Source organism: Corynebacterium ureicelerivorans (assembly GCF_000747315.1).
In the GTDB taxonomy this organism is placed as follows: Bacteria; Actinomycetota; Actinomycetes; order Mycobacteriales; family Mycobacteriaceae; genus Corynebacterium; species Corynebacterium mucifaciens.
Genome location: NZ_CP009215.1, coordinates 1,620,825 through 1,643,831, shown reverse-complemented (window position 1 = coordinate 1,643,831; position 23,007 = coordinate 1,620,825). Strand labels below are relative to the sequence as shown.

Annotated in this window: 22 protein-coding genes, 1 tRNA gene and 1 other RNA gene; 15 read left to right on the top strand and 9 right to left on the bottom strand. The window is 66.9% G+C overall.

What is annotated here, in order from left to right; translation table 11 throughout:
- Nucleotides 1-27 precede the first annotated feature (27 nt).
- The gene (locus CUREI_RS08095; protein ID WP_038612547.1) at nucleotides 28-432 is read left to right on the top strand and encodes a DUF3052 domain-containing protein; all 405 of its coding nucleotides are present in this window, start codon (nucleotides 28-30) and stop codon (nucleotides 430-432) included.
- Nucleotides 433-595: 163 nt separating this feature from the next.
- On the opposite strand, the gene CUREI_RS08090 is transcribed toward CUREI_RS08095, so the two are convergent.
- The 5 genes from CUREI_RS08090 to CUREI_RS08070 all read right to left on the bottom strand — a co-directional run bounded on the left by CUREI_RS08090 (nucleotide 596) and on the right by CUREI_RS08070 (nucleotide 3,178).
- Nucleotides 596-668, bottom strand: a tRNA-Val gene (locus tag CUREI_RS08090).
- A 45-nt stretch (nucleotides 669-713) separates the two neighbouring features.
- Entirely contained in the window at nucleotides 714-1,127 is a 414-nt protein-coding gene (locus tag CUREI_RS08085) for a hypothetical protein (protein ID WP_038612543.1), read from the bottom strand.
- A gap of 25 nt (nucleotides 1,128-1,152) precedes the next feature.
- On the bottom strand, nucleotides 1,153-2,070 hold the full coding sequence (locus tag CUREI_RS08080) for an SURF1 family cytochrome oxidase biogenesis protein (protein ID WP_236627176.1): 918 nt from the start codon (nucleotides 2,068-2,070) through the stop codon (nucleotides 1,153-1,155).
- 6 nt (nucleotides 2,071-2,076) lie between these two features.
- Nucleotides 2,077-2,595 carry a low molecular weight protein-tyrosine-phosphatase gene (locus CUREI_RS08075; RefSeq protein WP_051952284.1) on the bottom strand — a complete coding sequence of 173 codons (519 nt, stop codon included), beginning with the start codon at nucleotides 2,593-2,595 and terminating at the stop codon, nucleotides 2,077-2,079.
- Nucleotides 2,546-3,178, bottom strand: coding sequence for an HAD-IA family hydrolase (locus CUREI_RS08070; RefSeq protein WP_038612535.1), 633 nt, complete (start codon nucleotides 3,176-3,178; stop codon nucleotides 2,546-2,548). The genes CUREI_RS08075 and CUREI_RS08070 overlap by 50 nt, the downstream gene beginning before the upstream one ends.
- A gap of 36 nt (nucleotides 3,179-3,214) precedes the next feature.
- Between CUREI_RS08070 and CUREI_RS08065 the strand changes: the two genes are divergently transcribed.
- The 6 genes from CUREI_RS08065 to CUREI_RS08045 all read left to right on the top strand — a co-directional run bounded on the left by CUREI_RS08065 (nucleotide 3,215) and on the right by CUREI_RS08045 (nucleotide 9,968).
- The gene (locus tag CUREI_RS08065; protein ID WP_038612532.1) at nucleotides 3,215-4,348 is read left to right on the top strand and encodes a Nif3-like dinuclear metal center hexameric protein; all 1,134 of its coding nucleotides are present in this window, start codon (nucleotides 3,215-3,217) and stop codon (nucleotides 4,346-4,348) included.
- Between the two features lie 10 nt (nucleotides 4,349-4,358).
- Nucleotides 4,359-5,057 (top strand): zinc ribbon domain-containing protein, encoded by a 699-nt coding sequence (locus CUREI_RS08060; protein WP_038612524.1) that lies wholly within the window; start codon nucleotides 4,359-4,361, stop codon nucleotides 5,055-5,057.
- A 3-nt stretch (nucleotides 5,058-5,060) separates the two neighbouring features.
- On the top strand, nucleotides 5,061-6,176 hold the full coding sequence (locus tag CUREI_RS08055; RefSeq protein ID WP_038612521.1) for a bifunctional RNase H/acid phosphatase: 1,116 nt from the start codon (nucleotides 5,061-5,063) through the stop codon (nucleotides 6,174-6,176).
- A 137-nt stretch (nucleotides 6,177-6,313) separates the two neighbouring features.
- Entirely contained in the window at nucleotides 6,314-8,011 is a 1,698-nt protein-coding gene (locus CUREI_RS08050) for an IS3 family transposase (RefSeq protein WP_038609853.1), read from the top strand.
- Nucleotides 8,012-8,154: 143 nt separating this feature from the next.
- Nucleotides 8,155-8,547, top strand: an RNA gene (gene rnpB, locus CUREI_RS11740) — RNase P RNA component class A.
- Nucleotides 8,548-8,573: 26 nt separating this feature from the next.
- Nucleotides 8,574-9,968 (top strand): RNB domain-containing ribonuclease, encoded by a 1,395-nt coding sequence (locus CUREI_RS08045; RefSeq protein WP_038612518.1) that lies wholly within the window; start codon nucleotides 8,574-8,576, stop codon nucleotides 9,966-9,968.
- Nucleotides 9,969-10,088: 120 nt separating this feature from the next.
- Here CUREI_RS08045 and CUREI_RS08040 read toward each other — a convergent pair whose 3' ends face one another.
- Nucleotides 10,089-10,703 (bottom strand): hypothetical protein, encoded by a 615-nt coding sequence (locus tag CUREI_RS08040; protein WP_201773329.1) that lies wholly within the window; start codon nucleotides 10,701-10,703, stop codon nucleotides 10,089-10,091.
- A complete protein-coding gene (locus CUREI_RS08035) occupies nucleotides 10,700-11,875 on the bottom strand; it encodes a galactokinase family protein (protein ID WP_038612514.1) in 1,176 nt (391 codons plus the stop codon). Before CUREI_RS08035 ends, CUREI_RS08040 begins: the two co-directional genes overlap by 4 nt.
- Before the next feature lie 87 nt (nucleotides 11,876-11,962).
- On the opposite strand from CUREI_RS08035, the gene CUREI_RS08030 reads away from it, so the two are divergent.
- Nucleotides 11,963-12,169: a hypothetical protein gene (locus tag CUREI_RS08030; protein ID WP_038612512.1), complete on the top strand. Its 207-nt coding sequence runs from the start codon at nucleotides 11,963-11,965 to the stop codon at nucleotides 12,167-12,169.
- Here the strand turns inward: CUREI_RS08030 and CUREI_RS08025 are convergent, their stop codons facing one another.
- Nucleotides 12,170-13,747, bottom strand: coding sequence for a CYTH and CHAD domain-containing protein (locus tag CUREI_RS08025; protein WP_038612509.1), 1,578 nt, complete (start codon nucleotides 13,745-13,747; stop codon nucleotides 12,170-12,172).
- Nucleotides 13,748-13,828: 81 nt separating this feature from the next.
- Here CUREI_RS08025 and CUREI_RS08020 point away from each other — a divergent pair, with 81 nt between their 5' ends.
- The 5 genes from CUREI_RS08020 to CUREI_RS08000 all read left to right on the top strand — a co-directional run bounded on the left by CUREI_RS08020 (nucleotide 13,829) and on the right by CUREI_RS08000 (nucleotide 21,142).
- Nucleotides 13,829-15,163 (top strand): glutamine synthetase family protein, encoded by a 1,335-nt coding sequence (locus tag CUREI_RS08020; RefSeq protein WP_038612507.1) that lies wholly within the window; start codon nucleotides 13,829-13,831, stop codon nucleotides 15,161-15,163.
- Nucleotides 15,160-18,183, top strand: coding sequence for a bifunctional [glutamine synthetase] adenylyltransferase/[glutamine synthetase]-adenylyl-L-tyrosine phosphorylase (locus tag CUREI_RS08015; protein ID WP_038612496.1), 3,024 nt, complete (start codon nucleotides 15,160-15,162; stop codon nucleotides 18,181-18,183). Before CUREI_RS08020 ends, CUREI_RS08015 begins: the two co-directional genes overlap by 4 nt.
- Before the next feature lie 179 nt (nucleotides 18,184-18,362).
- Nucleotides 18,363-18,635 carry a hypothetical protein gene (locus CUREI_RS08010; protein ID WP_038612493.1) on the top strand — a complete coding sequence of 91 codons (273 nt, stop codon included), beginning with the start codon at nucleotides 18,363-18,365 and terminating at the stop codon, nucleotides 18,633-18,635.
- A 25-nt stretch (nucleotides 18,636-18,660) separates the two neighbouring features.
- Entirely contained in the window at nucleotides 18,661-20,127 is a 1,467-nt protein-coding gene (thrC, locus tag CUREI_RS08005; protein WP_038612490.1) for a threonine synthase, read from the top strand.
- A 73-nt stretch (nucleotides 20,128-20,200) separates the two neighbouring features.
- Entirely contained in the window at nucleotides 20,201-21,142 is a 942-nt protein-coding gene (locus tag CUREI_RS08000; protein WP_038612482.1) for a S1 family peptidase, read from the top strand.
- Here CUREI_RS08000 and CUREI_RS07995 read toward each other — a convergent pair.
- Entirely contained in the window at nucleotides 21,123-21,890 is a 768-nt protein-coding gene (locus tag CUREI_RS07995; protein ID WP_038612471.1) for a hypothetical protein, read from the bottom strand. The two genes, CUREI_RS08000 and CUREI_RS07995, sit on opposite strands and share 20 nt — an antisense overlap.
- 27 nt (nucleotides 21,891-21,917) lie before the next feature.
- Here CUREI_RS07995 and CUREI_RS07990 point away from each other — a divergent pair, with 27 nt between their 5' ends.
- Nucleotides 21,918-22,442, top strand: coding sequence for an NUDIX hydrolase (locus tag CUREI_RS07990; protein WP_038612468.1), 525 nt, complete (start codon nucleotides 21,918-21,920; stop codon nucleotides 22,440-22,442).
- Entirely contained in the window at nucleotides 22,439-22,996 is a 558-nt protein-coding gene (locus tag CUREI_RS07985; RefSeq protein WP_038612465.1) for a GH25 family lysozyme, read from the top strand. The genes CUREI_RS07990 and CUREI_RS07985 overlap by 4 nt, the downstream gene beginning before the upstream one ends.
- Nucleotides 22,997-23,007 lie beyond the last annotated feature (11 nt).

The window sequence follows — 23,007 nt, the reverse complement described above, 5'->3', positions numbered from 1 at the left end:
CCTGAACTGCAACGGAGGACACGGAACTTGAGTGCCACAGGAGTGGACGCTTACGCATCTCGGCTGGGGGTACGCCCGGGCGATGTTGTGCAGGAGATCGGCTGGGACGAGGACGCGGATTCCGCCCTCTCCGAGGCTGTCGAGGATGCGATTGGCGCCGAGCTTCTCGACGAAGACGCTGACGAGCCCTCCGACACCATCTTGCTCTGGTTCCGCGAGGGCGACGGGGATCTCGTGGACGACCTTGTCGACGTCTCCCGCGGCCTCACCGCCGGCGGCCGCATTTGGCTGCTCACACCCGGCGCGGGTTCCCCGGGGGTGGTCCCGCCCAGCGAGATCGCGGAATCCGCCCAGCTCGCCGGCCTGACCCAAACGAAGGCGGACCGCTTTGGTGCGTGGCAGGGCTCCTGCCTGACCCCGCGCAGCCGATAGATCCCCCCCCGCCTGCCCCCGCGTTTCCAGCTACCAGGATCCAGCTATTCGCGGTTTTTCGCCTGTTAGCTGAGTCCTACTAGCTGGATCCGCGACACGGGTAGCGGAAAAGGCCCCGCCGCAGGGGGATGAGCATCCTCCCGGGGCGGGGCCTTTCATGCTGTGCGCCATGAGGGGTTCGAACCCCCGACCTACTGGGTGTAAACCAGTTGCTCTTCCAGCTGAGCTAACGGCGCGTGCAGGAAAAGACTAGCAGAGGTCGATTGCAGAACAGAAACTGCCTACAGTGCGCGGGATTCAATCGCAGCGAGGATGTCCAGCTCGAAGCGGGGAGAGGTGCCGTCGAACGCCACGTCGGCGACGTCCCACTCGGAAAACCGCACCCGGGCCGATCCGCGTACAGACCCCTTCGCGTCAGGGACAACGGCGAGGTCCCACAGCTCCATCCCCGCCGCGGCGCAGGCGCGCTCTGCGCGGGTGTCCAAAGAACCGGGGCGGGACAGAGCGAACAGCGCGTCCTCGTCGGCGTCCGCCACCTGGGCCAGCACGGCGAGGGGGCGACTGGAGAACAGTACGGGGTGGTCGGAGACGGCGTCGTCGACGTCGTCGGTCTCGATGCCGTCCGCCAGCCCGACACCCGCGGTGCGAAGCGTGACCAGGGCCGAGTGGAGCTGCTCGGCGTTGATGGACGTCATCCGTCCCCCTTCGGCATAAGGAAAGCTAGCGTTCTGCTTCTTTATCGTAGGCCTTGGCCCACGGGTTGGCGCGGGAGGAGCCATAGCGCTGACGGGTCCGGACAGGCGGGGAGGTCAGGTCGGACGGTTCCGGGCCGGGTGCGGGGCCGGAGGTGGCGTCGATACGCAATTGCTCCTGCTCGGCTGCGAAGCGGCGGCGCTCGCGGGAGTCGGAGTAGAGGAAGTAGATCAGGCCTGCGGGCGCGGCGATGCCGAACAGGATCCACTGCAGGCCGTAGGAGAGGTGGTTGCCCCGTTCGAGCTGGGGCAGCGGGATGGGATCGAGGACGCCGGGTTCCCCGCCGAGGAGCTGGATGTACGGAGAGACGACCTCCGTGCCGGCGAGGGAGCCGACCTGGCCGGGGCTGATGGAATAGACCATGTCGTAGCCCTGCTCGTGCATGGGTGGGTTGGGGTGCTCGCCCTCGTCGGCGCGCAGCATGCCGGTGATGGTGACCTCGCCGGTGGGCGCGGGCGCAATGTCGGGCACCTGGGTGGAGTTTTCGGCTTTCACCCAGCCGCGGTGGACCACGATCGCGCGGCCGTCATCCAGGGTGAACGGGGTGAGGACCTGGAAGGCGGGGGTCCCGTCGACGGGCCGCAGGCGCAGCAGCACGTCCGGGCCGGAGTAGCGGCCGGTGGCCACCACGCGGGACCACTCGGCGTCCGACTCAAGCGACCCGTCGGTGCCGAGTCGGTCCGCCAACGGCTCCGGGTCGTGGTCGAAGGCGGCGGAGATGTGCTCGTTGCGCTCCACCAGCGCCTCATTCTTGCCCAGCTGCCACGGCGCCAGGAACGTAAACGCGTAGTAGGAAAACACCCCGATTAAAAGAGCCGCGATGACCCACCCGGGGGTAAGCATCTGCCGCCACCACGGTTTCGACGATTGACTGTTGGCGCTCACGCCGGGTCAGTCTAGTTGCTCACGTACCCAGGTAATAATGCCGTCAGCTGCAGACTCGATCTGTTCGCGCACCACCGCAAAGCCCTCCGGCCCGCCGTAGTAGGGGTCCGCCACGCCCGCACCGTCCTCGGCGGCGGGGTCAAACGAACGGATGAGGCGCACCTTGTCCTCGTCCACGCCGCGGGCGACCAGCTCCGAGACGTGATTCGTATCCAGGGCGACAATCAGGTCCGCCTGCTCCTGCTCAAACTCGAACTGCTGGGCGCGGTGCGCCTCGCCGTCGTAGCCGTGGGCGGCAAGCTCTCGGCGCGCCCGCTCGTCCGCCTTCTGCCCGACGTGCCAGCCGCCGATGCCTGACGACGTCACCGTGACCGCATCCCCCAACCCGGCGTCAGCCAATTTGTCGCGCACGATCACCTCCGCCATAGGCGAGCGGCAGATGTTGCCGGTGCAGACGAAGTCGATGTGCAGGGGTTTAGAACTCACGGATAATCCTTTCCAGTTCGGCGGCGTCGCCCGCCACATAGTCGGCCAGATCCCATTCTTCGGATGCGCCGTACCCCCAGGTCACGGCGACGCTCGGGATATTAAACGCGGCGGCGCCCTCAAAGTCGTGCAGGCGGTCGCCGATCATCAGCGGACGCTGCGGCGCGGCCTGGTCCAGCACGTAGCGGATCACGTCGACCTTTTTCGCGCGGGTGCCGTCGTTGGACGCGGCGCCCAGGAAATCAACGTGCTCGAGCATGCCGGCGCGCTCCAAGGCGGCGCGGGCGAAGCGTTCGCTTTTCGACGTCGCCGTGCACACGCGGTAGCCCTCCCCGGCGAGACGCGCCACGAGATCGTCCATGCCGTCGAAGACCTCGAAGCGCTGCCAGCCCTCGTCCGACATGTAGCCCGAGTAGGCGCGCATGGCACGCTCCACCTGTGCCTCGTTCATGCCGAGCGAGCGCATCGTCTCCGGCATGGGCGGGCCGGGGATGCGGCGGATGAACTCCTCGTCCGGCACGTCCCACCCTACGGCCTCGAGCCCGATGAGGAAGCCCTGTCGGATGCCGGGGAAGGAGTCGATGAGGGTGCCGTCGACGTCGAAAAGCAAAGTGGCGTTCACACCTGCCCACTGTTCCAAATTTGTAGGCTGGCTGCCATGACAGACGTAACAGTGGGAGACATAGTCGACGCCCTCGAGGCCGCCTACCCGCCCGCGCTCGCTGAGAGCTGGGACCAGGTGGGCCTGATCTGCGGCGACCCGGACGCGAAGGTAACCAAGGTGGCCTTCGCGCTCGACTGCACCCAGGAGGTAGCCGAGCACGCCGTCGCCTCCGGCGCCCAGATGCTTGTGGTGCACCACCCGCTGCTGTTGCGCGGGGTGCACTCGGTGGCGGCAAACACCCCGAAGGGCAAGGTCATCCACACGCTCCTCGCCGGCGGCTGCGCGTTGTTCGCCGCGCACACCAATGCCGATTCCGCTCGCCCGGGCGTGTCCGACAAACTGGCGGAGCTGGTGGGCATCACACCTGGTCGCCCAATCAAACCGGTGCTGCTGGGCGCCATGGACCACTGGGGCGTGCACGTGCCGTGCAGCGCCGCCGCCGACCTCAAACGCGCACTGTTCGCCGCCGGCGCCGGCCAAATCGGCAACTACCGCGAGTGCGCCTTCTCCGTCGAGGGCACGGGCGAGTTCATCCCGGTCGAGGGCGCGAACCCCACCGACGGTGCCGTTGGCAAGCACTACACGGGCGACGAGATCCGGGTGGAGTTCGTGGCGAAGGCGGGGGACCGCCGGAGGATCGTCGAGAAGCTGCGGGCGCACCACCCGTACGAAGAACCCGCGTTCGACGTCGTGCAGATGGAGGACACCCAGGACCTGAACACCGCGACCGGACTGGGGCGCATCGGCGAGCTGGAGGAGCCCATGACCCTGCGCGAGTTCACCCAGCAGGTGGCCAACGCGCTGCCGGAAACCGCGTGGGGTGTGCGAGCTGCGGGCGACCCCGAGCAGATTGTGCGCACGGTGGCGGTCTCGTCCGGCGCCGGCGACAGTTTCCTGGCCGACGTGGCCAAGCTCGGGGTGGACGTCTACGTCACCTCCGACCTGCGCCACCACCCGGTGGACGAGCACCTGCGCGCCGGCGGGCCGGCCGTGATCGACACCGCGCACTGGGCCAGCGAGTTTCCCTGGACCGAGCAGGCGGAGAGTATCGTGGCTCCGTTAGGCGTGGACACCGAGATCCTGCGCATCCGCACGGATCCGTGGACCATTTCCGCGCACCCCGAGTAGAGGAGAAACGATGCACCTTTCCAAAGACCTGCAGCCCGTCCTCCTGCAGCTCGCGCAGGCCGACGCCGCCTCGTCGCAGCCCCGCGTCCGCGCCGAGGAGCAGGAGCTGCAGAAGCTTATCGACGAGCGCAAGCGCCTTACCGACGCCTCCGCCGCAGCCCAGCTCGCGGTGGACGACATGGAGCTGGAAATCCTGCGCATCCAGGAGGACGAGCGCAAGCTGAAGAAGCGCGAGTTGGACGACAAGCGCCAACTGTCCGCCGAGACCGATCCCGAGCGCCGCAAGGATCTCGAGCACGACCGCTATGCTGCGAAGTCCCGCATCGCGGACCTTTTGTCCGAGTTGAAGGAGGCTCACAACGAGATCGCCGCGCTGCGCAACAACCGCGACGTCCACGCCGCTCGCGTGGACGAGGCGAACCGCAAGGTCGAGGCCGCCCAGCGCGCAGTGGATGCCCTGCCCGAGGAAGAGACGGTGGATACGGACGGGCTCCGTGAGCAGCTGCCTGCCGACGTGCTCCGCGCCTACGACGACATTGGTGCCGCAAAGTTCAACGGCCGGGCCTGTGGCAGCTGCTTCATCCAGCTGCCGCCGGCTGAGCGCGCTGAGGTGATGGGCGAGCCGGACGACGAGCTGCCCACGTGCCCGAACTGCGGCACGCTGCTCGTGCGCGTCAAACCGGCTGACGCTGCGCCGGCTGCGGAGTAGACCATGCAGGTCACGATGTATTGCGACGGCGGCTCCCGCGGCAACCCGGGCGTGGCCGGCTCCGGCTCGGTGGTCTACGACGCCTCCGGGGAGACGCTGGCCGAGATCGCCTACGTGGTGGGCAAGAAATCCTCCAACAACGTCGCCGAGTACTACGGCCTCATCCGGGGCCTGGAGGCATGCGCGCAGGTTGGCGCAACCCACGTGGACGTGTTCATGGACTCCAAGCTGGTGGTCGAGCAAATGACCGGCCGCTGGAAGATCAAGCACCCCGACATGCAGAAGTTGGCCCGCGAGGCCCGCGACCTCGCTTCCGGGTTTGCGAAGGTCACCTACACCTGGGTCCCGCGCGCCAAGAACAAGAAGGCCGACGAGCTGTCCAACGTGGCCATGGACGCCGCAGCCCGCGGCGACGAACCCGGCATTGTCGAAGGCACCGGCGTGTGGGCGGGGGAGAAGGCTTCGCACCAGACCGCGAGCCCCGCGCACTGGGCCGGCACCGACGCGCCGCGCACGCGCTTCATTCTGCTCCGCCACGGACAGACGCAGCATTCCGCTGAGCGGCGCTTTTCCGGCACATCGGACCCGGAGCTCACCGACACAGGCCGTGACCAGGCGCGCCGGGCAGCGGGGGTGCTGGATGCGTATGGACCCATCGACGCCATCGTCGCCTCCCCGCAGGCCCGTGCGCAGGCGACGGCCCGCATCTCGGCCGGCAAGATCGGGCTGGACGTGACAACCGAGGATGGTTTGCGCGAGATCGCGTTCGGCGACTTCGAGGCGCTCACCCGCGATGAAGCCGCGGCGAAAGACGCCGCCGCGTTCGACGAATGGCAGGCCTCGCCGAACAATGCGCCTCCGGGCGGGGAGTCCCTCACCGCGCTGCATCGCCGCGTGAGCCGCACCAGGCTGAAGCTGCAGGAGCGATACGAGGGCAAGACCGTGCTCGTGGTTACGCACATGACGCCGGTGAAGTCCTTCATCCGGCAGGCTCTGGGGGCGAACGCCGACATGTTCAAGCACGTCTTTCTGGACCTGGCCAGCATCTCCGTGGTGGACTTCTACGGGGACTACGGCGTGGTGCGCTGCGTCAACGACGTCTCCCACCACCGCGGGTAGGTTTCGGCGCTAGACGCTATCCCAGGATGCGTACCGGGGGGAGGATGCTTACTCCTAAACGCTTACTCCTCGGGTGGCCGCGAGAAATGGGGACTGCGGACATTTAGTTGGACCACTTTGGGGCGGGAAGGCCTTGAATGGGTTACAAGTTCAGCAATGAGTTTCGCCGTGAGGCGGTTGAGTTATACGAGTCCGGGTTAAGCGCTGCGGCGGTGTTCGACCGGCTTGAGGCTGCGCATGGGGTGCGGCCATCGCGTGCGACACTGACGCTGTGGGTTGCGGCGCATCGTCACGGGGTGGACCAGGATCTGGTCGATGACGCGGAGCGTGTCAGGGAGTGTGCTGCGGAGGTGATTGGCCGCGTTGTCGCGTCGCGCGTTGTGCTGGGGGCAACGATTTCGAAAGTCGCCGCGGAATACGGGTGCGGCACAACCGCTGTGAGTCGGTGGGTAGACAGTTTCGGCCCAAAAACGCCGTTGGATCCGTCTGTGTCGTTCAATGATGTTGTTTTGGCGACAATGGAACGCGTGAACGAGCATCGCAAGAATATCCGCGAGCAAAACGCGGCCCGCCAGCAGGCTGCCCAGGCGCCCAAGTTGCGCCCGGTTGATGAATGGTTACCCGGTTCAACACCGGATGTGAACAATCTGCCGGATGATCCAGCAGCCCTCAAACGCATCATCGCAGCTCAGGTGGAGCGTGACATGGTAAAAGACGCGTTGTTACAGGCGGCGTTTGAACAGCGGGCAGGTGGTGAGGCGGGAAAAGACCTCGCCCCGGCGGGGCAGCCGGATCTGACGGTGAGAACAGCCGCGGTTGAGATCCTCGTGCACGCCGGTGGGGTTTCAGTGCGTAAGGCGTGCCGGTTAGTCGGACTGAGCAAGTCGACGTTTTTCGACCGTCGTGACCAATTGCGGCGCCACGCGCTGCGGCAGAAGCGCCGTGCAGAGCTCGCTCGTGAGATCACCGACATTGTGGAAGCCTCTGGATGTAGCTACGGCTATAGGCGGGTCCATCACGCGCTGGCCAAGCGCGGAATCGTAGTGTCAGAAAAGGTAGTAAACGCCCTGATGGGCGAATGCGGGCTGCGCCCGAAGGGCAAGAGGATAAGAAGGCATTCTTCCTATGCGGGCGAAAATGAGCACAAGCCAGAAAACTTGCTGCTTATCGATCCTGATGCTCAACCCGAGCAGGTGATGTACCCGGACGGGGTGTCAACATATTTCAAAACCAACGCGCTCGCGTTTGACCTGCACCACGACTTCTATGCAGATAAGCCGTGGCAGAAACTCGGCACTGATGTCACCGAGGTCAACTGCGTAGACGGAAAGCTATTTATAAGCCCTGTCGTGGACTTCTACGACGGCTACATCCCTGTGGTGGCTATGTCACCCACCCCGGACACGGGGCTTGTGATGGACATGATGGACCAACTCAAAGCGCACCTGCCTGAAGGTGCGCGCCCGATCATCCACTCCGACCGGGGCATGTTGTACCGCACCCACCGTTGGGTAGAGACCATCACCGACTCCAGCCACGACACCACAACGTGCCGGCTATGCGAAACGGGACAGTTCTGCCCCAACAAATGGCTGCTTATACCGTCATTGTCGCGCAAAGGAACAAGTGGGGATAACGCGAGAGTGGAGGGTTTTTTCGGCACTATGAAGCAGGAATGCATCTACGGACGCCCAGAAACCGAACTGATGACAAGAGCAGAAATGATCCGATACATTAACCGCTACGTCGATTTCTACAACCACGAACGGTTGAAGTCGACGCTGACCGAAGGATATACAACCATCGCCCAGTACCGACAGGCACTGAGCGTATAAAAGCCCCCAGTGGTCCAAGAAATAGTCAGCACCCCCATGCTCGGCAACGCTCTCGAAGGATAAGCATCCTGGGGTAAGCATCCTCGAAGGATGCTCGGCAGTTCCGTTTCAACCGGCGGAAAGCGTATGCTGTACCTCGCGAATGAGCCGGCCGGGCGGCCGCGGCGCTGCGAACCACCCAGATATGGGGAAGGCGCGGGTCGAGGAAAGTCCGGACTCCACAGGGCACGGTGGTTGCTAACAGCAACCCGGAGCGATCCGCGGGAAAGTGCAACAGAAAGTAGACCGCCTCGGTGACGAGGTCAGGGTGAAAGGGTGCGGTAAGAGCGCACCGGCATCTGCGGCGACGCAGGTGGCCAGGTAAACCCCACCGGGAGCAAGGCAAGAGCCCCCGCCACTGGCGGAGGTCGTCGGACGCAGGCTGCCCGCCCAGTCCGAAGGTAGCTGCTTGAGGCGCCCAGCAATGGGTGGCCCAGATGGATGGTCGCCGCCCCGCTCACGGGGAACAGAATCCGGCTCACAGGCCGACTCATTCGCCCATTTCGTGGCACGATAGCAGCTTATGAAGCTCTACGCCGCGCCCCTGGATTTCCGCTCGATTGCGCGCGAATTCGACGTGCGCACTGGGTTCGCGCCGGAGCTCCACACGCAAGCGGCGCAGCTGAAGGACCGCTTTGCGGGCTCGCGTATCGACGCCCGTTCCGTCCCCCTCGTCACGATCGACCCCTCCGGATCGATGGATTTGGACCAGGCGGTGCACATCGAACGCCGCGCAGGCGACGGGTTTGTGGTGCGCTACGCCATCGCGGACGTAGCCGCGTTCGTGGCACCGGGATCTGGCGTGGCGGAGGAGTCGTTGGAGCGCGGGCAGACCATCTACCTGCCGGACGAGCCGGCACGGCTGCACCCGGAGGAGCTGTCGGAGGGGTCGGCTTCGCTCCTGCCGGAGGTAGACCGCCCTGCGGTGCTGTGGACGTTCGAGCTGGACGACGCCGGCGAGGTGGACGCGGCGCACGTGGAGCGCGCGCTGGTGCGCTCAGTTGCGCGGTTGGACTACGAGGGCGTGCATGCCGATATGCAGGCGGGCACCGTTCACCCCTCCATCACGCTGCTGGAGGAGGTGGGCCGGCTGCGGCAGCAGTCCTCGCTGCGCAGACAGGCGGTTAACCTGCGCCTGCCGTCCGTGCGCGTGGTCGGCGACGGCGACACATTTGAACTGGTCATCGAGCCGCGCCACCCAGTAATGGACTACAACTCTGAGATCTCCCTGCTCACCGGCATGGTGGCGGGGCGGATGATGGTGGATGCCGGCGTGGGGTTCCTGCGCACACTTGGGCCGGCGGATACGGCCGGGGAGGCGGAGTTCCGTCGGGAGGCCCGCAACCTCGGCTACCCGGCGGAGGAGGTGTCCGCCGACATCGGCGAATTCCTGGCCAGCGTGGACGCCGACACCCCGCGTGGCATGGCCGTCATGCGCGAGGCGCAAAAGCTCCTGCGCGGATCCGGGTACGTGGATCTCTCGGCGGGTGAGCCGGAGGTCCACGCCGGCATCGGCGGGTACTACTCGCACGTCACAGCACCCCTGCGGCGGCTCATCGACCGCTACGCCACCGAAGTCTGCCTTGCCATCTGCGCCGGCACGGAGGTGCCGGAGTGGGTGAAGCGCGACGCCCCGCGAGTGATCAAGACCATGGGCAGGTCGTCCCAATTGGCCAACACCGTGGAGAAGGCCAGCCTGCACCTCACCGAGGCAACGGTGCTCAAACCATGGGTGGGTCACAACTTTGACGGCGTGACACTGAAGACGGGTGAGGAGGCCGCGCGGGTATTCATCGTCGACCCGCCGGTGCTCGCGCCGTCTACAGGCGCGCCCGAGGAAGGCGCGGAGACGAAGTTCTCACTCGTGCGGGCGGACCCGACCGCACGGGAGGTCGGGTTCGCTTGGCCGGCTGACTAGGGGTTTTGAGTGGTGAACGTGGGTCCCTGTGCCCGCTCTACATTAACGGGGGAGTAACCGATTCAGCGCTTCGTGGTGAGCGCGGCGCAGGTACCTGTCAGATGCGTCTATACGTACTCCCTACGGTCCTCGGTTCGACATCCAGTAGAGCGCCAAGTCAACATCGCGCGCTCGCCACCGCAGACCATGCGACGCATTGACGTCATCTCTCAGCGCCTCCACAGCGGACATATACCGAGAATAGACACCTGTCGTGTACCCGATCGGGATACCGATATTTTGCAACGATGCGTGTGCGCGCCGGTCGTAGACCGCCATCCGTTCTGGCACACCGGCGGTCAGCACTGCCGAAGCGACAGCACCACCGCGTCGCAAACCGGGAAGGGGGTGCAGGGCAGCGATGGCGCCGTCCGCTGCGTCGAAGACTCGTGCCGCAGAGCGGGCGCGCTGAAACGCGAGGCCAGTGGCATCGCGGACCTCGTGTTCCGGCATTTGCATGAGGTCTCTCACCCAGATCGTGCTGGCGTTGAGGCGCTTCCAACACACCAGAGCAGCGATGTCGGTCTTTCCTGCGCTGCCGGATACCGCGATCCGCTCGCTGACTTCGAACAGCACGTCATCGTAGTGGTCGTTCGCTGAGGCCATGTACGCGTCGTGGGCGGAGACGAGCTGGTCGATGCGCGACCCGGTAAGCGCGAAGCGGTCCTGCTCGCCCACGCCGGACCCGCCGGTCATGCCTGACCCTCCAGGCGGGCCGGCTCCCCGGCTGCGACCTCAACGACCTCGTATTCCCGCGCCATCGAGCCGGCGAACGCATCCGCATCCTGCACAGGCACGAATGCGATCACGGCGTTGGAGGTGCCGGTAGCGGCGGGGCGCGCGGCGACGGCGCCACGCTCACGCGCGAGCGCAACCAGCGCGTCCGGGGTGGCCAGGCTGTGCGCCTCGGAGGCTGAGTTCAACAAGGTGAACAGCTCGTTGGCGCGCCTCGAGCGAAGGGCCTTGGATGCGGCGAGGGAGCGCAACGTCTCGGACTCGCAGAACGTCACCCAGCGCCGTGCGGTTTCCGGGTCGGGTGCCGTGTCGTCCCCAGCGGCGCGGCGGGCTTCGACCCACTGGGCGACGCGGCCGGGGGCGTCGGGAAGCTGACGCAGCGATGCGACACCGAAGTTGGTGCAGGCAGCGTCGATGAATGCGCGGTGTGCTGCGATTGCTTCGCTGGATTCTGCAAACGGCGCCCCCAGGCTTGCTGCCACGGAGAACACGCGCACGCCGTGGCGCGACGGGTGCGGAGCCTGGGTAAGCGAACCGTCGGCGTAGTCCACGACGGAGACCCCCTCGGCGCCGCGCAACGCAACGGAGTGGCGGGCGCGAAGGACCGGCAGCGACGAGTAGGTCGCCATCGCATGCGAGCAGATCTCCGCCAGCCGCGCCCTGAACGGGGCGGTGTCCACGTCGTCGTGTGCGCCGGCGAGCGCCAGCGCGATCGCGGCGTCAGCGGCATACAGCGCGCCCAGCCCGGCGCCCACCGGCACGTCGGACTCCACAGTGATGTCCATGCCGGCTGTGTCGCGGGAGAGCACCTGGCGCTGCACGAGCGTGTGCACCAGGCCCCACCAGCGTCGCGCGAGGCCGTCGCCGGGTTCCTCGTCGAAAGGCAGTTGCGCCGAAAATTCCTGGCCTAGCGGCCCGCGCGCGGACACTGACACCACGCGGTCCGGGCGCGGGCTCACCGCCGCCGCCACCCGCAGTGCAGCTGTGCCCGCCAGGGTGACGCCTCCGAAGTGGTCCACATTCTCACCGATGAGCACCCAGGTGCCGGGTGCGGACGCCACCCGACCGGACCCTCGACGCGCTGCGCGGACGCGCTGCGCGGGGGACTGCGAGGGGGTTTCAAACACTGCCATGTCACGCTCCTTCAACCGTCACCACACTACCAACGGCACCGGTACAGTCAGACGGGTAAAGCGCCCTCGAGAGACAGGAGAGAAACGATGGCCGACGAGCAGTACTACTACAACCCCGCTACCGGCGAGGTCACCCAGGGCAAGGAAGCCGCGTGGGACAACCGCATGGGCCCGTACACCACCCGCGAAGAAGCCCAGCAGGCTTTGCAAATCGCCGCGCAGCGCAACAAGCGCGCCGACAACCAGGACGAGGCCGACGACAACTGGGGCGAGGCCCCGTCCTGGGAGAAGTAGCTACAGCTTGATCTTCTTGAACGCCTTGCGCACCTCGCGCACGGCGTCGTCGTAGCCGGCGAGCGCGCGCTCCCCGCGGTCGAGTTCGCGCTGGTAGAGCATGCCGTACGCGAAGGTGTCCTCGCCGCGCTCCCGCGCCTCGTCCGCCAGCCGCTGGATGCGGTCGCGCGATGTCACCGCGTCCTGGAAATCGCCCAGCTTGGACTGCAGCGCCTTGCAGGCCTTGGCCAATCGCCCAGCCTTCAGCCCTGCGTCGGCCGCGGCGTTGGCGGAGTAGCGCAGCTTTTTCGCCGCCTTGCGCACGTCGTGGACGTAGTCCTCGCGCTCGTGCAGCGGCAGATCGGTGTCGTGGTAGTGCTCGTCAACCTTGTTGTGGCGCTTCTTCAGCTTCTTGTAGCCGCGCTCCAGGTGGTCGTAAAGCACCTCCTTCGACTGCTTCTGCTCTTTCTTCGCAGGGGCATCCTGCTTAGCGACGGGCGGTTCCGCCAACAACCCATCAATGGCATCCAGCAGGTCCAGGAAGCGCTGCGAATTGAGCATGTCCACGATCTCGGCGTGGGCCTCGTTGTAGTCGCGCCGCATATCGCCCTCGATGTGGGCGCGGGCAGCGTCGTCGACCAGGCCGGACTCGTCGGAGTCCAGCAGCTCCAAGAAGCGTTCTTCGACCACCTCGGCGTCGCGTGCAGAGCCCAGTACAGCTGCGGCGTGCTTGAGCTCGGCCTCCAGCTCGGTCAGCTGCTCGCCCTGGAGGATGCCCTCGAAGGTCTCCAGCAGGGAGCGCATCTCGCGGGTGGCTACGCGCATCTGGTGCACCGAGTCGAATTCGTCGGCACGCACGCGCGGCTCCCAGGCCACGATAGCGTCGCGCTTCTTGCGCAGGGATTCCACCACCGCGGCGGCGGGGGAATCCTCGTCGAGTTCGGCGCGCAGGTGCGGCGGCAGAGGAGCGTTCGAGGCGGAATCTCCCAGCGCGGTCGCGAGCTTGGAGGGGGAGGCCGACTTGCGCGCGCCAGCCGCGATCAGAAACGACGTGCTCTGATTAATCAAGGTGTTGCCGGCGTCGGTGCCTGCGAGGGTCTCGGACAGCTCCAGCTCCCACTCGCGCCAGCTGGTGCGCTCGCCGCCGGGCAGCAAGGACCAGGCGGTGACGTGGTCGTCGCAGAACTCCGCGACAGCGCCTTCGGCGCCGGCGAGGGTGATCTCCACGCGGCGGTTATCTACCTGCGCAATAGGCGCGAGCTCAGCGGTGCGCACAATCGCGCGGACGTGGGTGAGGAGTTCCTCGGGCACGGCCGAAGGGTCGTCGAGAGGCATACGCACCTCGTTGCGTCCGCCCTCCTTGGGCAACTTCAGGTGCCACCCATCGTCATTGCCGCCGGTGCGGCGGCGCAGGGTGATCTTGGAGCGGGTGAGCCGCAGGTCTTCCGTGTCGTAGTAAACGGCGGAGAGGTTGTGCTCGCGCATCGTCGCGATCTCGTCGACGCCGGGCAACTGGGTGAGGTCCGGCAGGGACGTGCCCTCGTCGACGGCGAGCTTGATCTCCACCTCGAGGAATTGCTCGGGTGCTTGTGCAGCCATGATCGTTGTCCTCCTTCAAGAGTTTGGTGCCCAAGCTTAGCCTGCCTAGCCGCGTCGGACGGCCCGCTACAGTAAACGGGTATGAGCGCCCAAACCGACAACGTGCTGCGCCTGGTTGAGCAGCAGGACATCGCTTTTATCCGACTGTGGTTCACGGACATCTTCGGCTCTTTGAAGACGGTGATGATGTCGCCCGCGGAGCTGGAGAGCGCGTTTGAAGAGGGCGTGGGCTTCGACGGCTCCTCCATCGAGGGGTTCAGCAGAATCTCCGAGTCGGACACCCTGCTGCGGCCCGACCCGTCGACGTACCAGCCGCTGCCGTTCGACGAGGACTCCGGCTACCAAACCGCCCGGATGTTCTGCGACATCACCATGCCGGACGGCGACCCGCTGTACGCCGACCCCCGCCAGGTGCTGCGCCGTCAAGTCAGCGCCGCCCGCGACATGGGCTTCGAGTTCATGGCCAGCCCAGAGATCGAGTTCTACGTGGTCAAACCCGGCGACGGTGACCAGCCGCCAACACCCGCGGACAAGGGCGGCTACTTCGACCAAGCCAAGCGCAACGAGGCGCCGAGGCTGCGCCGCCAAGCCGTGTCCGCGCTGGAGTACATGGGCATCGTCACCGAGTTCTCCCACCACGAGGGCTCGCCGGGCCAGCAGGAAATCGATCTGCGCCACACCGACGCGCTGACCATGGCGGACAACATTGTCACCTTCCGCTACGTGGTGAAAACGGTGGCGGAGATCAACGGCGTGCACGCGACCTTCATGCCGAAGCCCTTTGCCAACCTCGAAGGCTCGGCGATGCACACGCACTTCTCCCTATTCGAGGGCGACTCCAACGCGTTCCACGACCCGGACGACGAGATCAGCCTGTCCACCACCGGCCGCCAGTTCATCGCCGGCATCATCGAGCACGCCAACGAAATCTCGGCGGTGACCAACCAGTGGGTCAACTCCTACAAGCGCCTGCAGTTCGGCTCCGAGGCGCCCACCGCCGCCACCTGGGGCATCTCCAACCGCTCCGCCATGGTGCGCGTGCCCACCTACCGTCTGCACAAGGCGGACTCGCGCCGGGTGGAGGTGCGCTCCATGGATTCCGCCTGCAACCCCTACTTGGCCTACGCCGCCATCCTGGCCGCGGGTTTGAGGGGTATTGAGGAGGGCTACGAGCTGGACGAGCCGGCGCGCGACGACGTGTTCGCGCTGACCCGCCGCGAGCGGCGCGCGATGGGCTACCGCGACCTGCCAAACTCGCTGGACCAGGCCCTGCGCCACCTGGAGCGCTCCGAGTTCATGGCAGAGGTGCTCGGCGAGCAGGTCTTCGAGTTCTTCCTGCGCGCGAAGTGGGACGAGTGGCACGACTACACCGCCCAGATCACCCCGTGGGAGATCGACACCGGGATCGACCTGTGATTTCGCCCGCCAAGCTTGGCCTGACGCACCCGCGCGCGGCGCAGGACCTCGAGGAGCTTTCGCTTCTCGACGACGCTTCGCTCTACACCCTCGCCGGCTCCGGCGACCCGGACCTCGCGCTGAACAACGCCCGCCGCCTCTACGACGCGCTCGGTAGAGGCTGGGACCAACTCGTGGAGGCGCTGACCGACCACCCGGTCTTTCGCACCAGGCTGTTCGCGCTGCTGGGCGGCTCCACCGCGCTGTCGGACCACCTGATCGCTCACCCGGAGCAGTGGCGCCTGCTGCTCGAGGACGTGCCTGGCCACGACGAGCTCTACCGCACCATGCTCGCCGCGGTCGGCGTGGACGCGGACGGGCCGAGGCTGTACAGGGCGGGGGAGAGCGACGCTGGTGCGGCCAAACAGCAGTTGCGGGACGCGCACCGCGGCCTCATCATGCGTATCGCCGCCGCCGACTTGGCGGGCACGTTCGCTGCGGTCAAGGGCTACGGCGAAGGTGAGCCGATGAGGTACAGCTACACCACCGAGCGCCTGACGTGGCTGGCGGACGCGTCGCTCACGGCCGCGTTGGCTGTGGCGGTGCGGTCCGTCTACGGCGAGGAGGATCTGGACGCGGAGCTCGCTGTCATTGCCATGGGCAAGTGCGGCGCGGGGGAGCTGAACTACATCTCCGACGTGGACGTGGTGTTCGTGGCCGAGCCCGCGTCGCCGAAGATCACCCGTGTGGCCGCGGAGATGATGCGCCTCGGCTCCGCCTGCTTCTTCGATGTGGACGCGAACCTGCGTCCGGAAGGCGCATCGGGTGCGCTGGTGCGCACGTTGGATTCGCACCGGGCCTACTACCGTAAGTGGGCCGAGACCTGGGAGTTCCAGGCGCTGCTGAAGGCGAGGCCGATGACCGGGACGATGGAGCTCGGCCGCGCCTACGCCGAGGCGATCGCCCCACTGGTGTGGGAGGCATCCCAGCGGGAGTCTTTCGTGGAGGACGTCCAGGCCATGCGGCGCCGCGTGCTCGAGAACGTGCCGGCGGACATGCGGCGCCGGGAGCTCAAGCTCGGACCCGGGGGTCTGCGCGACGTGGAGTTTGCTGTGCAGCTGCTCCAGCTCGTGCACGGGCGTATCGACGACACGCTGCGCGCCCGCAACACGCTCGAGGCGCTGGCGGCGTTGGCAGAGGCGGGGTACGTGGGGCGCGAAGACGCGCGGGTGCTCCAAAAGGCCTACGAATTCCTCCGCCTGTTGGAGCATCGCCTACAGCTGCAGCGCTTCAAACGCACCCACCAGCTGCCCGAGCCGGACGACGAAAAGCGCAACCGCTGGCTGGCCCGCGCCGCCGGTTTCACCGCAGACCACCGAGGCACCGCCGATCAGGCGCTCTACCGCGAGCTGAAGCGCGTGCGGCGCGACGTCGCCGATCTGCACGAGCGCCTCTTCTACCGACCGCTGCTCAGCGCGGTGGCAGACATGACCGTCGGCGAGGCCACCCTCTCCGCGGACGCGGTCAAGGCGCAGCTGGCCGCCCTTGGCTACCGTCACCCGGCGCGCGCGTTCGACCACCTTTCTGCGTTGGTGAAGGGCACCTCGCGCAAGGCCAAGCTGCAGGCGATCTTGCTGCCGTCGCTCATGCACTGGCTCGCCGACACCGCCGACCCCGGCCAGGGTTTGCTCAACTACCGCAAGCTCTCCGAGGCCGCTGTGGACCGCAGCTGGTTTTTGCGCATGCTGCGCGACGAAGGGATCGCATCCCAGCGCCTCATGCACATCCTGGGCACCTCGCCCTACGCGGCTGAGCTGATTATCTCCGCCCCGGATGTGGTGAAGTTGCTCGGCGACGGCTCCAACGGGCCGCGCCTGCTTGAGCCCGCGCCAGACCAGGTGCACAAGGCGATCATCGCCTCGGCGAAGCGGCACCAGGGTGACCCAGACAAGGCGGTCGCCGTTGCTCGCTCACTGCGTCGCGCAGAGCTCGCGCGCATCGCCTCAGCCGACCTGCTCGGGATGATGGACGTCCGCCAGGTCTGTGTCGAGCTCACCTACGTGTGGGAAGCCGTGCTCGAGGCGGCGCTCCGGGCCGAGGTCTACGCGGATCTCGCGTCCTCGCCTCACGACGAGCCTCCGGCCCGCCTCGCCGTCATCGGCATGGGCCGCCTCGGCGGGGCCGAGCTCGGCTACGGCTCGGACGCGGACGTGATTGTGGTGGCCGAGCCGTCTCGTGCCACCGCCGCCGACGAAGGAGGCGACGCCCTCGCGTGGGCAGCGAAGATCGTGGACCAGATGCGTACCCGGCTGGCCAAGCCGTCCGGGGATCCGCCGCTCGAGGTGGATATGGGTCTGCGCCCCGAGGGCCGCTCCGGCGCGGTCGTGCGCACCGTCGCCAGCTACGAGCGCTACTACCGCGAATGGGGCGAGGTCTGGGAGCGCCAGGCGCTGCTCCGCGCTGCCGTCGTCGCCGGCGACCGCCGGGTGGGCGACGCCTTCCTGCAGGCCGCGGACGCGTTCCGCTACCCCGACGGTGGGGCGAACCCGGCCGACATCCGGGAGATCCGCCGGATCAAAGCTCGCGTCGACAACGAACGACTGCCCAGAAACGCCGACCGCGCCACCCACACCAAGCTCGGCCGCGGCGCGCTGGCGGATGTGGAGTGGACGGTGCAGCTCCTTGCCATGCAGCACGCCCACACCTACGAGGAACTGCGCACCCCATCCACCCTGGACGCGCTGGACTTCCTGGCGGAGCTTGATAACCCGGACGTGATCCCAGGCGCCGACGCCGAGGTGCTCCGCACAGCGTGGCTGACCGCCACGCACGCCCGCAACGCCATCGTGCTCGTCACCGGCAAGCGCACCGACCAGTTGCCCGCGCCGGGGCCCCAGCTCGCGCAGGTGGCGGGATCGGCCGGCTACAACCCGGACGACCAGCAGGAATTCCTCGAGGACTACCTGCGCATCACGCGCCGCGCCCACAAGGTGGTGGAGAAGGCATTCTGGGGCGAGGTGCCGTCCCTCGAGTTCGACTAGTGCCCTTCGCCGCACCACCCCCGCCAGCCACCACGGCGCGGATCCAGCTAGTAAGAGCCAGCTATTCGCGCCCAGGAGCCGATTAGCTGGATCCTGGTAGCTGGATCCGCGAAGGCGGCGTGCGGGTGGCCAGGCCGCGGCTCGGCGGGACGACGTCGATAGGCAATATGCTCTGCACTATGGCAGTGAACATGACAGTCAACCTCAACGACGCGACGTTTTCCGATTTGGTCGCGCTGGTGGATGCCGCGCGCGTCGCGGGCGTGGACCCGCAAACCGCCCTCGAGCTCGACGGCGAAACGCTCAGCCTCACCGTGCAGCCAGGCGCCCGCACCGCCGAGCCCGTGCGGGAGAAGCCGGAGACCGGCCGCACCCTCGCACCGCTCGGGGACGCCGCGATCCGCTCGGTGGTGGATATTTTGACCGGTCGACAGGAACCGCCCCGGACGTAGCGGGGTATGCCGTAGAATTCGCGGGGTGGACTACATCTCAACTCGCGACGCGACGGCGAAGGCACGCTCCTTCACAGACATCCTGCTCACAGGCCTCAGCCCCGACGGCGGCCTGTTCATGCCGGCGGTGTATCCGTCCCTGACCCCCGAGCTGCTCGGCGAGTGGCGCGAGCTTTTGCTTCACGACGGCTACGCGGCCCTCGCCGCCGAAGTACTCAAGCTGTACGTGGACGACATTCCGGCGCGCGACCTTGAGGCGATCGCGCGCCGGGCGTACCGCACCCCCGTGTTCGCCGACGATGAGATCGTGCCGGTGACCCGCCTGCACGACGGCCTGTTCATCGGCCACCTTTCCGAGGGCCCGACCGCCGCCTTCAAGGACATGGCGATGCAGCTGCTCGGCGAGCTGTTCGAGTACGAGCTGGGCCGGCGCGACGAGGAGATCAACATCCTTGGCGCCACCTCCGGCGACACCGGTTCTTCTGCGGAGTACGCGATGCGTGGCCGCGACAATATCCGCGTGTTCATGCTGACCCCGGCTGGCCGCATGACGCCGTTCCAGCAGGCGCAGATGTTCGGTCTCGACGACCCGAACATCTTCAACATCGCCCTCGAGGGTGTCTTCGACGACTGCCAGGACGTGGTCAAGGCGGTCAGCGCGGACGCGGCGTTCAAGTCGAAGTACGCCATCGGCGCGGTGAACTCCATCAACTTCGCGCGTCTACTCGCGCAGGTGGTGTACTACATCGCCTCGTACCTCAAGGTCACCGACGCCCCTGCTGAGGGCGAGGATCCGCAGCGCGTGTCGTTCTGCGTTCCTACCGGCAACTTCGGCAACGTATGCGCGGGCCACATTGCCAAGCAGATGGGTCTGCCCATCGACCGCCTCATCGTCGCCACGAATGAAAACGACGTGCTTCACGAGTTCTTCACCGACGGCGAGTACCGCCCCCGCACCGCCGCGGAGACCCACGCGACGTCCTCGCCGTCCATGGACATCTCGAAGGCCTCCAACTTCGAGCGCATGATTTTTGACGCCACATCCCGCAACTCCAACCTCACCAGCGAGCTGTTCGGGGCGAAGGTTAAGGACGGCGGCTTTGACGCCGCTGACCTCGGCGGCGAGGGCGTCATGGAGCGCATCCGCACCGAGTTCGGCTTCTGCTCAGGCACCTCCACCCACGCGAACCGCGTGGCCACCATCCGCCGCATCAACGACGAGTACGGCGTGCTGGTGGATCCGCACACCGCTGACGGCGTCTACGTCGCGGAGCAGCTAGCAGGCGAGGTGGACTCGCCGATCGTGGTGCTGGAGACGGCGCTGCCGGTGAAGTTCGCCGACACCATCGCCGAGGCGATCGGGGAGGCCCCCGAGGTGCCGGAGCGCTTTGCCGAAATTATGGACGCCGAGCGCCACGTCACCGACCTGCCCAACGATGTGGACGCGGTGAAGGCGTTTATCGCCGACGCCATCGAGCGCACCCACGTGTAAGGAACCGCGCCATGGCGCAGGAGCAGTTTGCGGGTCCACAAGGACGCCAACGCCGCCGACGAGGACGCGGCGATTGACCAGCCCGAGTAACCACACCGGGCTGCGCACCGGCGGGTGGATCACCATCATCGTGGCGACGGCGATGCTGGTGGGCATGGTGGTGTGGCTGAGCCTGAATGCGTCCAAGGTGCCCACCGCCACGGTGGAGGAACGCCAGGCGCTCTCCGAGGTGCAAACACCGAGTGAGGTCGCTCCCGTCCCCGAGGACCCCGCTGTCTCGAACGTCCTCGTACCAGCGTTTGCGCCGTGGGCGCCGGGCACGAAGATTCAGGTCACGGACCACTACCCGGCACCCGGCGAGCAGTTCACGGCCCAGTCGTGCACTGTCGCGTTCTCGTTCACCGGCCAGGATGGCCGCGCGTACGCGGTGACGGCCGGCCACTGCGGCCACGAAGGGGACTTGGTCTGGCCCACGAACGCGTCCACGGCGTTTGATTACGCCTCGGAAGTCGGCCGCTTCATCTTCTCCGGCTTGTACAGCAGGCAGACCCCGGAGACAAAAGGCGCGGACGTGGGCATCATCGAGATCACGGATACGCAGCGCTACATGGACCTTGTCGGTGCGCCGATACCCACCGGCATCGGGGACAACCTCGGCCCAGTTGAGCGGGTGTGCAAAACCGGTGCGACAACCGGCTACACGTGCGGTGCCTTCGAGGCCACCGAACGCGTGCAGATCGTCAACGTAGAACCCGGCGTGGAGGACGAGACGTTCGGTGACATCGCCGCCGTATGCGCCGCGTCGGGTGACTCCGGCGGGCCGGTATTCGCGGACGTTCACGGCCGCGCCACCATCATCGGCGTCGTCTCCGGCACGGAGGCCGGCCGCTCGTCGGAGGAGTGCCGCGAAGGCATGGACAACCCCCACTTGATGAGCTACTCCAACGCCGGGCAGGTCATGGCCGCCATCCGCCACGCCGTGCCCGATGCGGAACTCATTCCTCAGCGTTGGTGAACCGCGGCCAGCGCTTGATGGCCTCGCCGGTTTTCTTGTCGTTGTCCATCACAACGACCTCGTCGTCGGTGTAGCCGTTGAACGTAATGCGGTCGATCTCGTCGGGCCGCTCCACCTCTTGCCACTGCTCGATCAGCTCGTCGGTGTCGTCGGTGTCGCCGACGTCCATCCAGTTCAAGGTGATCGTGTGGAAGTTGCCCTGAACGGGGTAGACGGCAAATGACACAGAGTCGGCCCCCTCGTCCACGCCGAAGTCCATGAGCCGGGCGATGGTGGCCGGAGGCAGCGTCGAGAAGCAAAAGCCCCAGAAGTTGAACCGCATGCCGCCTTTCGACGTCAACGTCACCGTGTCCAGGCAATTTTGCTCCAACAGCCGCGACAGGTGGCCGGCGATCTCGGTGGTGTCGTCGAGCGCGCCGCCCACAATGTCGCCGCGCATCATGGCACCCGAGTCGGTCTTGCCAACGCGGACGTTGGTGATGAGGTGGGGCCGGATGCTCGCGGCCACATTGTCCGGGTTTGCCGGCGGCGGGTTGAACGGCCGCTCCGGCTGCGGCAGCCGCGCACTCTCCGCCACAGCTTCCGCGCCTGCGGTGTCCGCGGTATCGGCGGTGTAGCCCGCCGCCATTGCCGCACCGAACACCACAAGGATCACCAACGCGCCGTACACCACGGTGAACAGGGGAGCGGGGATGCGCTTCAGCCAGGGCTGCGGGGACGGCTCGGGCTCGGTGACGGCGGTGCTCATAGTTCTGGGGATTGTACACTTGCGCCTATGCCTATCCCGGAGTTCATCGTGGAGACCCGCAAGAAAATTGGCACCGACCTGATGTGGGTGCCATCCGTGTGTGCGGTGGTGCTGCGCGATTCCACGGTGGATTCGCCGTGGGCGGTACCGGACGTGCTCCTTGTGCGCCGCGCCGACAACGGGCAGTGGACTCCGGTGACGGGGATCGTGGATCCTGGGGAGGAGCCGCACGCCGCCGCTGTGCGCGAAGTGCTGGAGGAGACCGGCGTGAAGGTCACCGCTGCCGCGATTTTGGGGGTGGGGTCCCACGGTCCGGTCACCCACTCCAACGGTGATCAGGCCAGCTACATGACGGTGCAGATCCGCTGCGAGCCGCTCGACCCGTCCGTGGAGCCGGCCGTCGGCGACGACGAAAACACTGAGGCGGGGTGGTTCCCGGTCTCCCAGATGCCCGTGACGGATCCGAAGTGGCGCCTCGCCATCGGCGACGCGGCCGCGCAGCGCCGGCACCCGGGCAGCTTCGCGCCGCGAATGGGGTTGTCCAAGCGGTGAAGCTCGGCGTCGACGTCTCGGAGCACCAAGCCGGCCTGGACGCTTCCGCCTTCGATTTCGTGGTGGCCCGCACCACCGACGGCACCTACCAGGACGAATGCTTCGCGTCGTTTGCGCCGCACGCAACGGCGGCGTACCACTTTCTGCGCGCGCCGTCCGAGGGCACGTCCATCGATGCGCAGGTCGCGGCCGCGCTCGAGGTCCTTGGAGAACGCCGCGTGCCCGTGTGGCTCGACGTGGAAAGCCCGGCGGGGCTTTCGCTTCACGACGTCCGTTCCGCCCACCACGCCTTCACCTCCGCAGGCGTGCAGGTCGCCGGCGTGTACACGAATGCCTGGTACTGGAGGAAACACATGCTGCTGGCGGATGTGTCCGAGTTCGGTGCGCTGTGGCTGGCGGACTGGCGCGACAACCCCGTGGTGGACGCCTGCGCGCCGATCCCTGACCCCGGGGCATGGCCGCGCCCGTGGGGAATGCCTACGCCCGCGGTGTGGCAGTTCACCTCCCGCGGCCAGGCCGGCGGCGTGGAGGTGGACCTCAACCTCGCCCGGTGACCCGCGGGCGT

Excerpts from the sequence above, each read along its gene's own strand:
- CUREI_RS08035 (WP_038612514.1), bottom strand. The coding sequence starts at position 11,875 with ATGGCAGTGTTTGAAACCCCCTCGCAGTCCCCCGCGCAGCGCGTCCGC.
- CUREI_RS08010 (WP_038612493.1), top strand. The coding sequence starts at position 18,363 with ATGGCAGTGAACATGACAGTCAACCTCAACGACGCGACGTTTTCCGAT.
- CUREI_RS08060 (WP_038612524.1), top strand. The coding sequence starts at position 4,359 with ATGCACCTTTCCAAAGACCTGCAGCCCGTCCTCCTGCAGCTCGCGCAG.
- CUREI_RS08030 (WP_038612512.1), top strand. The coding sequence starts at position 11,963 with ATGGCCGACGAGCAGTACTACTACAACCCCGCTACCGGCGAGGTCACC.
- CUREI_RS07995 (WP_038612471.1), bottom strand. The coding sequence starts at position 21,890 with ATGAGCACCGCCGTCACCGAGCCCGAGCCGTCCCCGCAGCCCTGGCTG.
- CUREI_RS08050 (WP_038609853.1), top strand. The coding sequence starts at position 6,314 with ATGGGTTACAAGTTCAGCAATGAGTTTCGCCGTGAGGCGGTTGAGTTA.
- CUREI_RS08055 (WP_038612521.1), top strand. The coding sequence starts at position 5,061 with ATGCAGGTCACGATGTATTGCGACGGCGGCTCCCGCGGCAACCCGGGC.
- CUREI_RS08085 (WP_038612543.1), bottom strand. The coding sequence starts at position 1,127 with ATGACGTCCATCAACGCCGAGCAGCTCCACTCGGCCCTGGTCACGCTT.
- CUREI_RS08025 (WP_038612509.1), bottom strand. The coding sequence starts at position 13,747 with ATGGCTGCACAAGCACCCGAGCAATTCCTCGAGGTGGAGATCAAGCTC.
- CUREI_RS08040 (WP_201773329.1), bottom strand. The coding sequence starts at position 10,703 with ATGACCGGCGGGTCCGGCGTGGGCGAGCAGGACCGCTTCGCGCTTACC.
- CUREI_RS07990 (WP_038612468.1), top strand. The coding sequence starts at position 21,918 with ATGCCTATCCCGGAGTTCATCGTGGAGACCCGCAAGAAAATTGGCACC.
- CUREI_RS08045 (WP_038612518.1), top strand. The coding sequence starts at position 8,574 with ATGAAGCTCTACGCCGCGCCCCTGGATTTCCGCTCGATTGCGCGCGAA.
- CUREI_RS08065 (WP_038612532.1), top strand. The coding sequence starts at position 3,215 with ATGACAGACGTAACAGTGGGAGACATAGTCGACGCCCTCGAGGCCGCC.
- CUREI_RS08075 (WP_051952284.1), bottom strand. The coding sequence starts at position 2,595 with ATGTGGCGGGCGACGCCGCCGAACTGGAAAGGATTATCCGTGAGTTCT.
- CUREI_RS08020 (WP_038612507.1), top strand. The coding sequence starts at position 13,829 with ATGAGCGCCCAAACCGACAACGTGCTGCGCCTGGTTGAGCAGCAGGAC.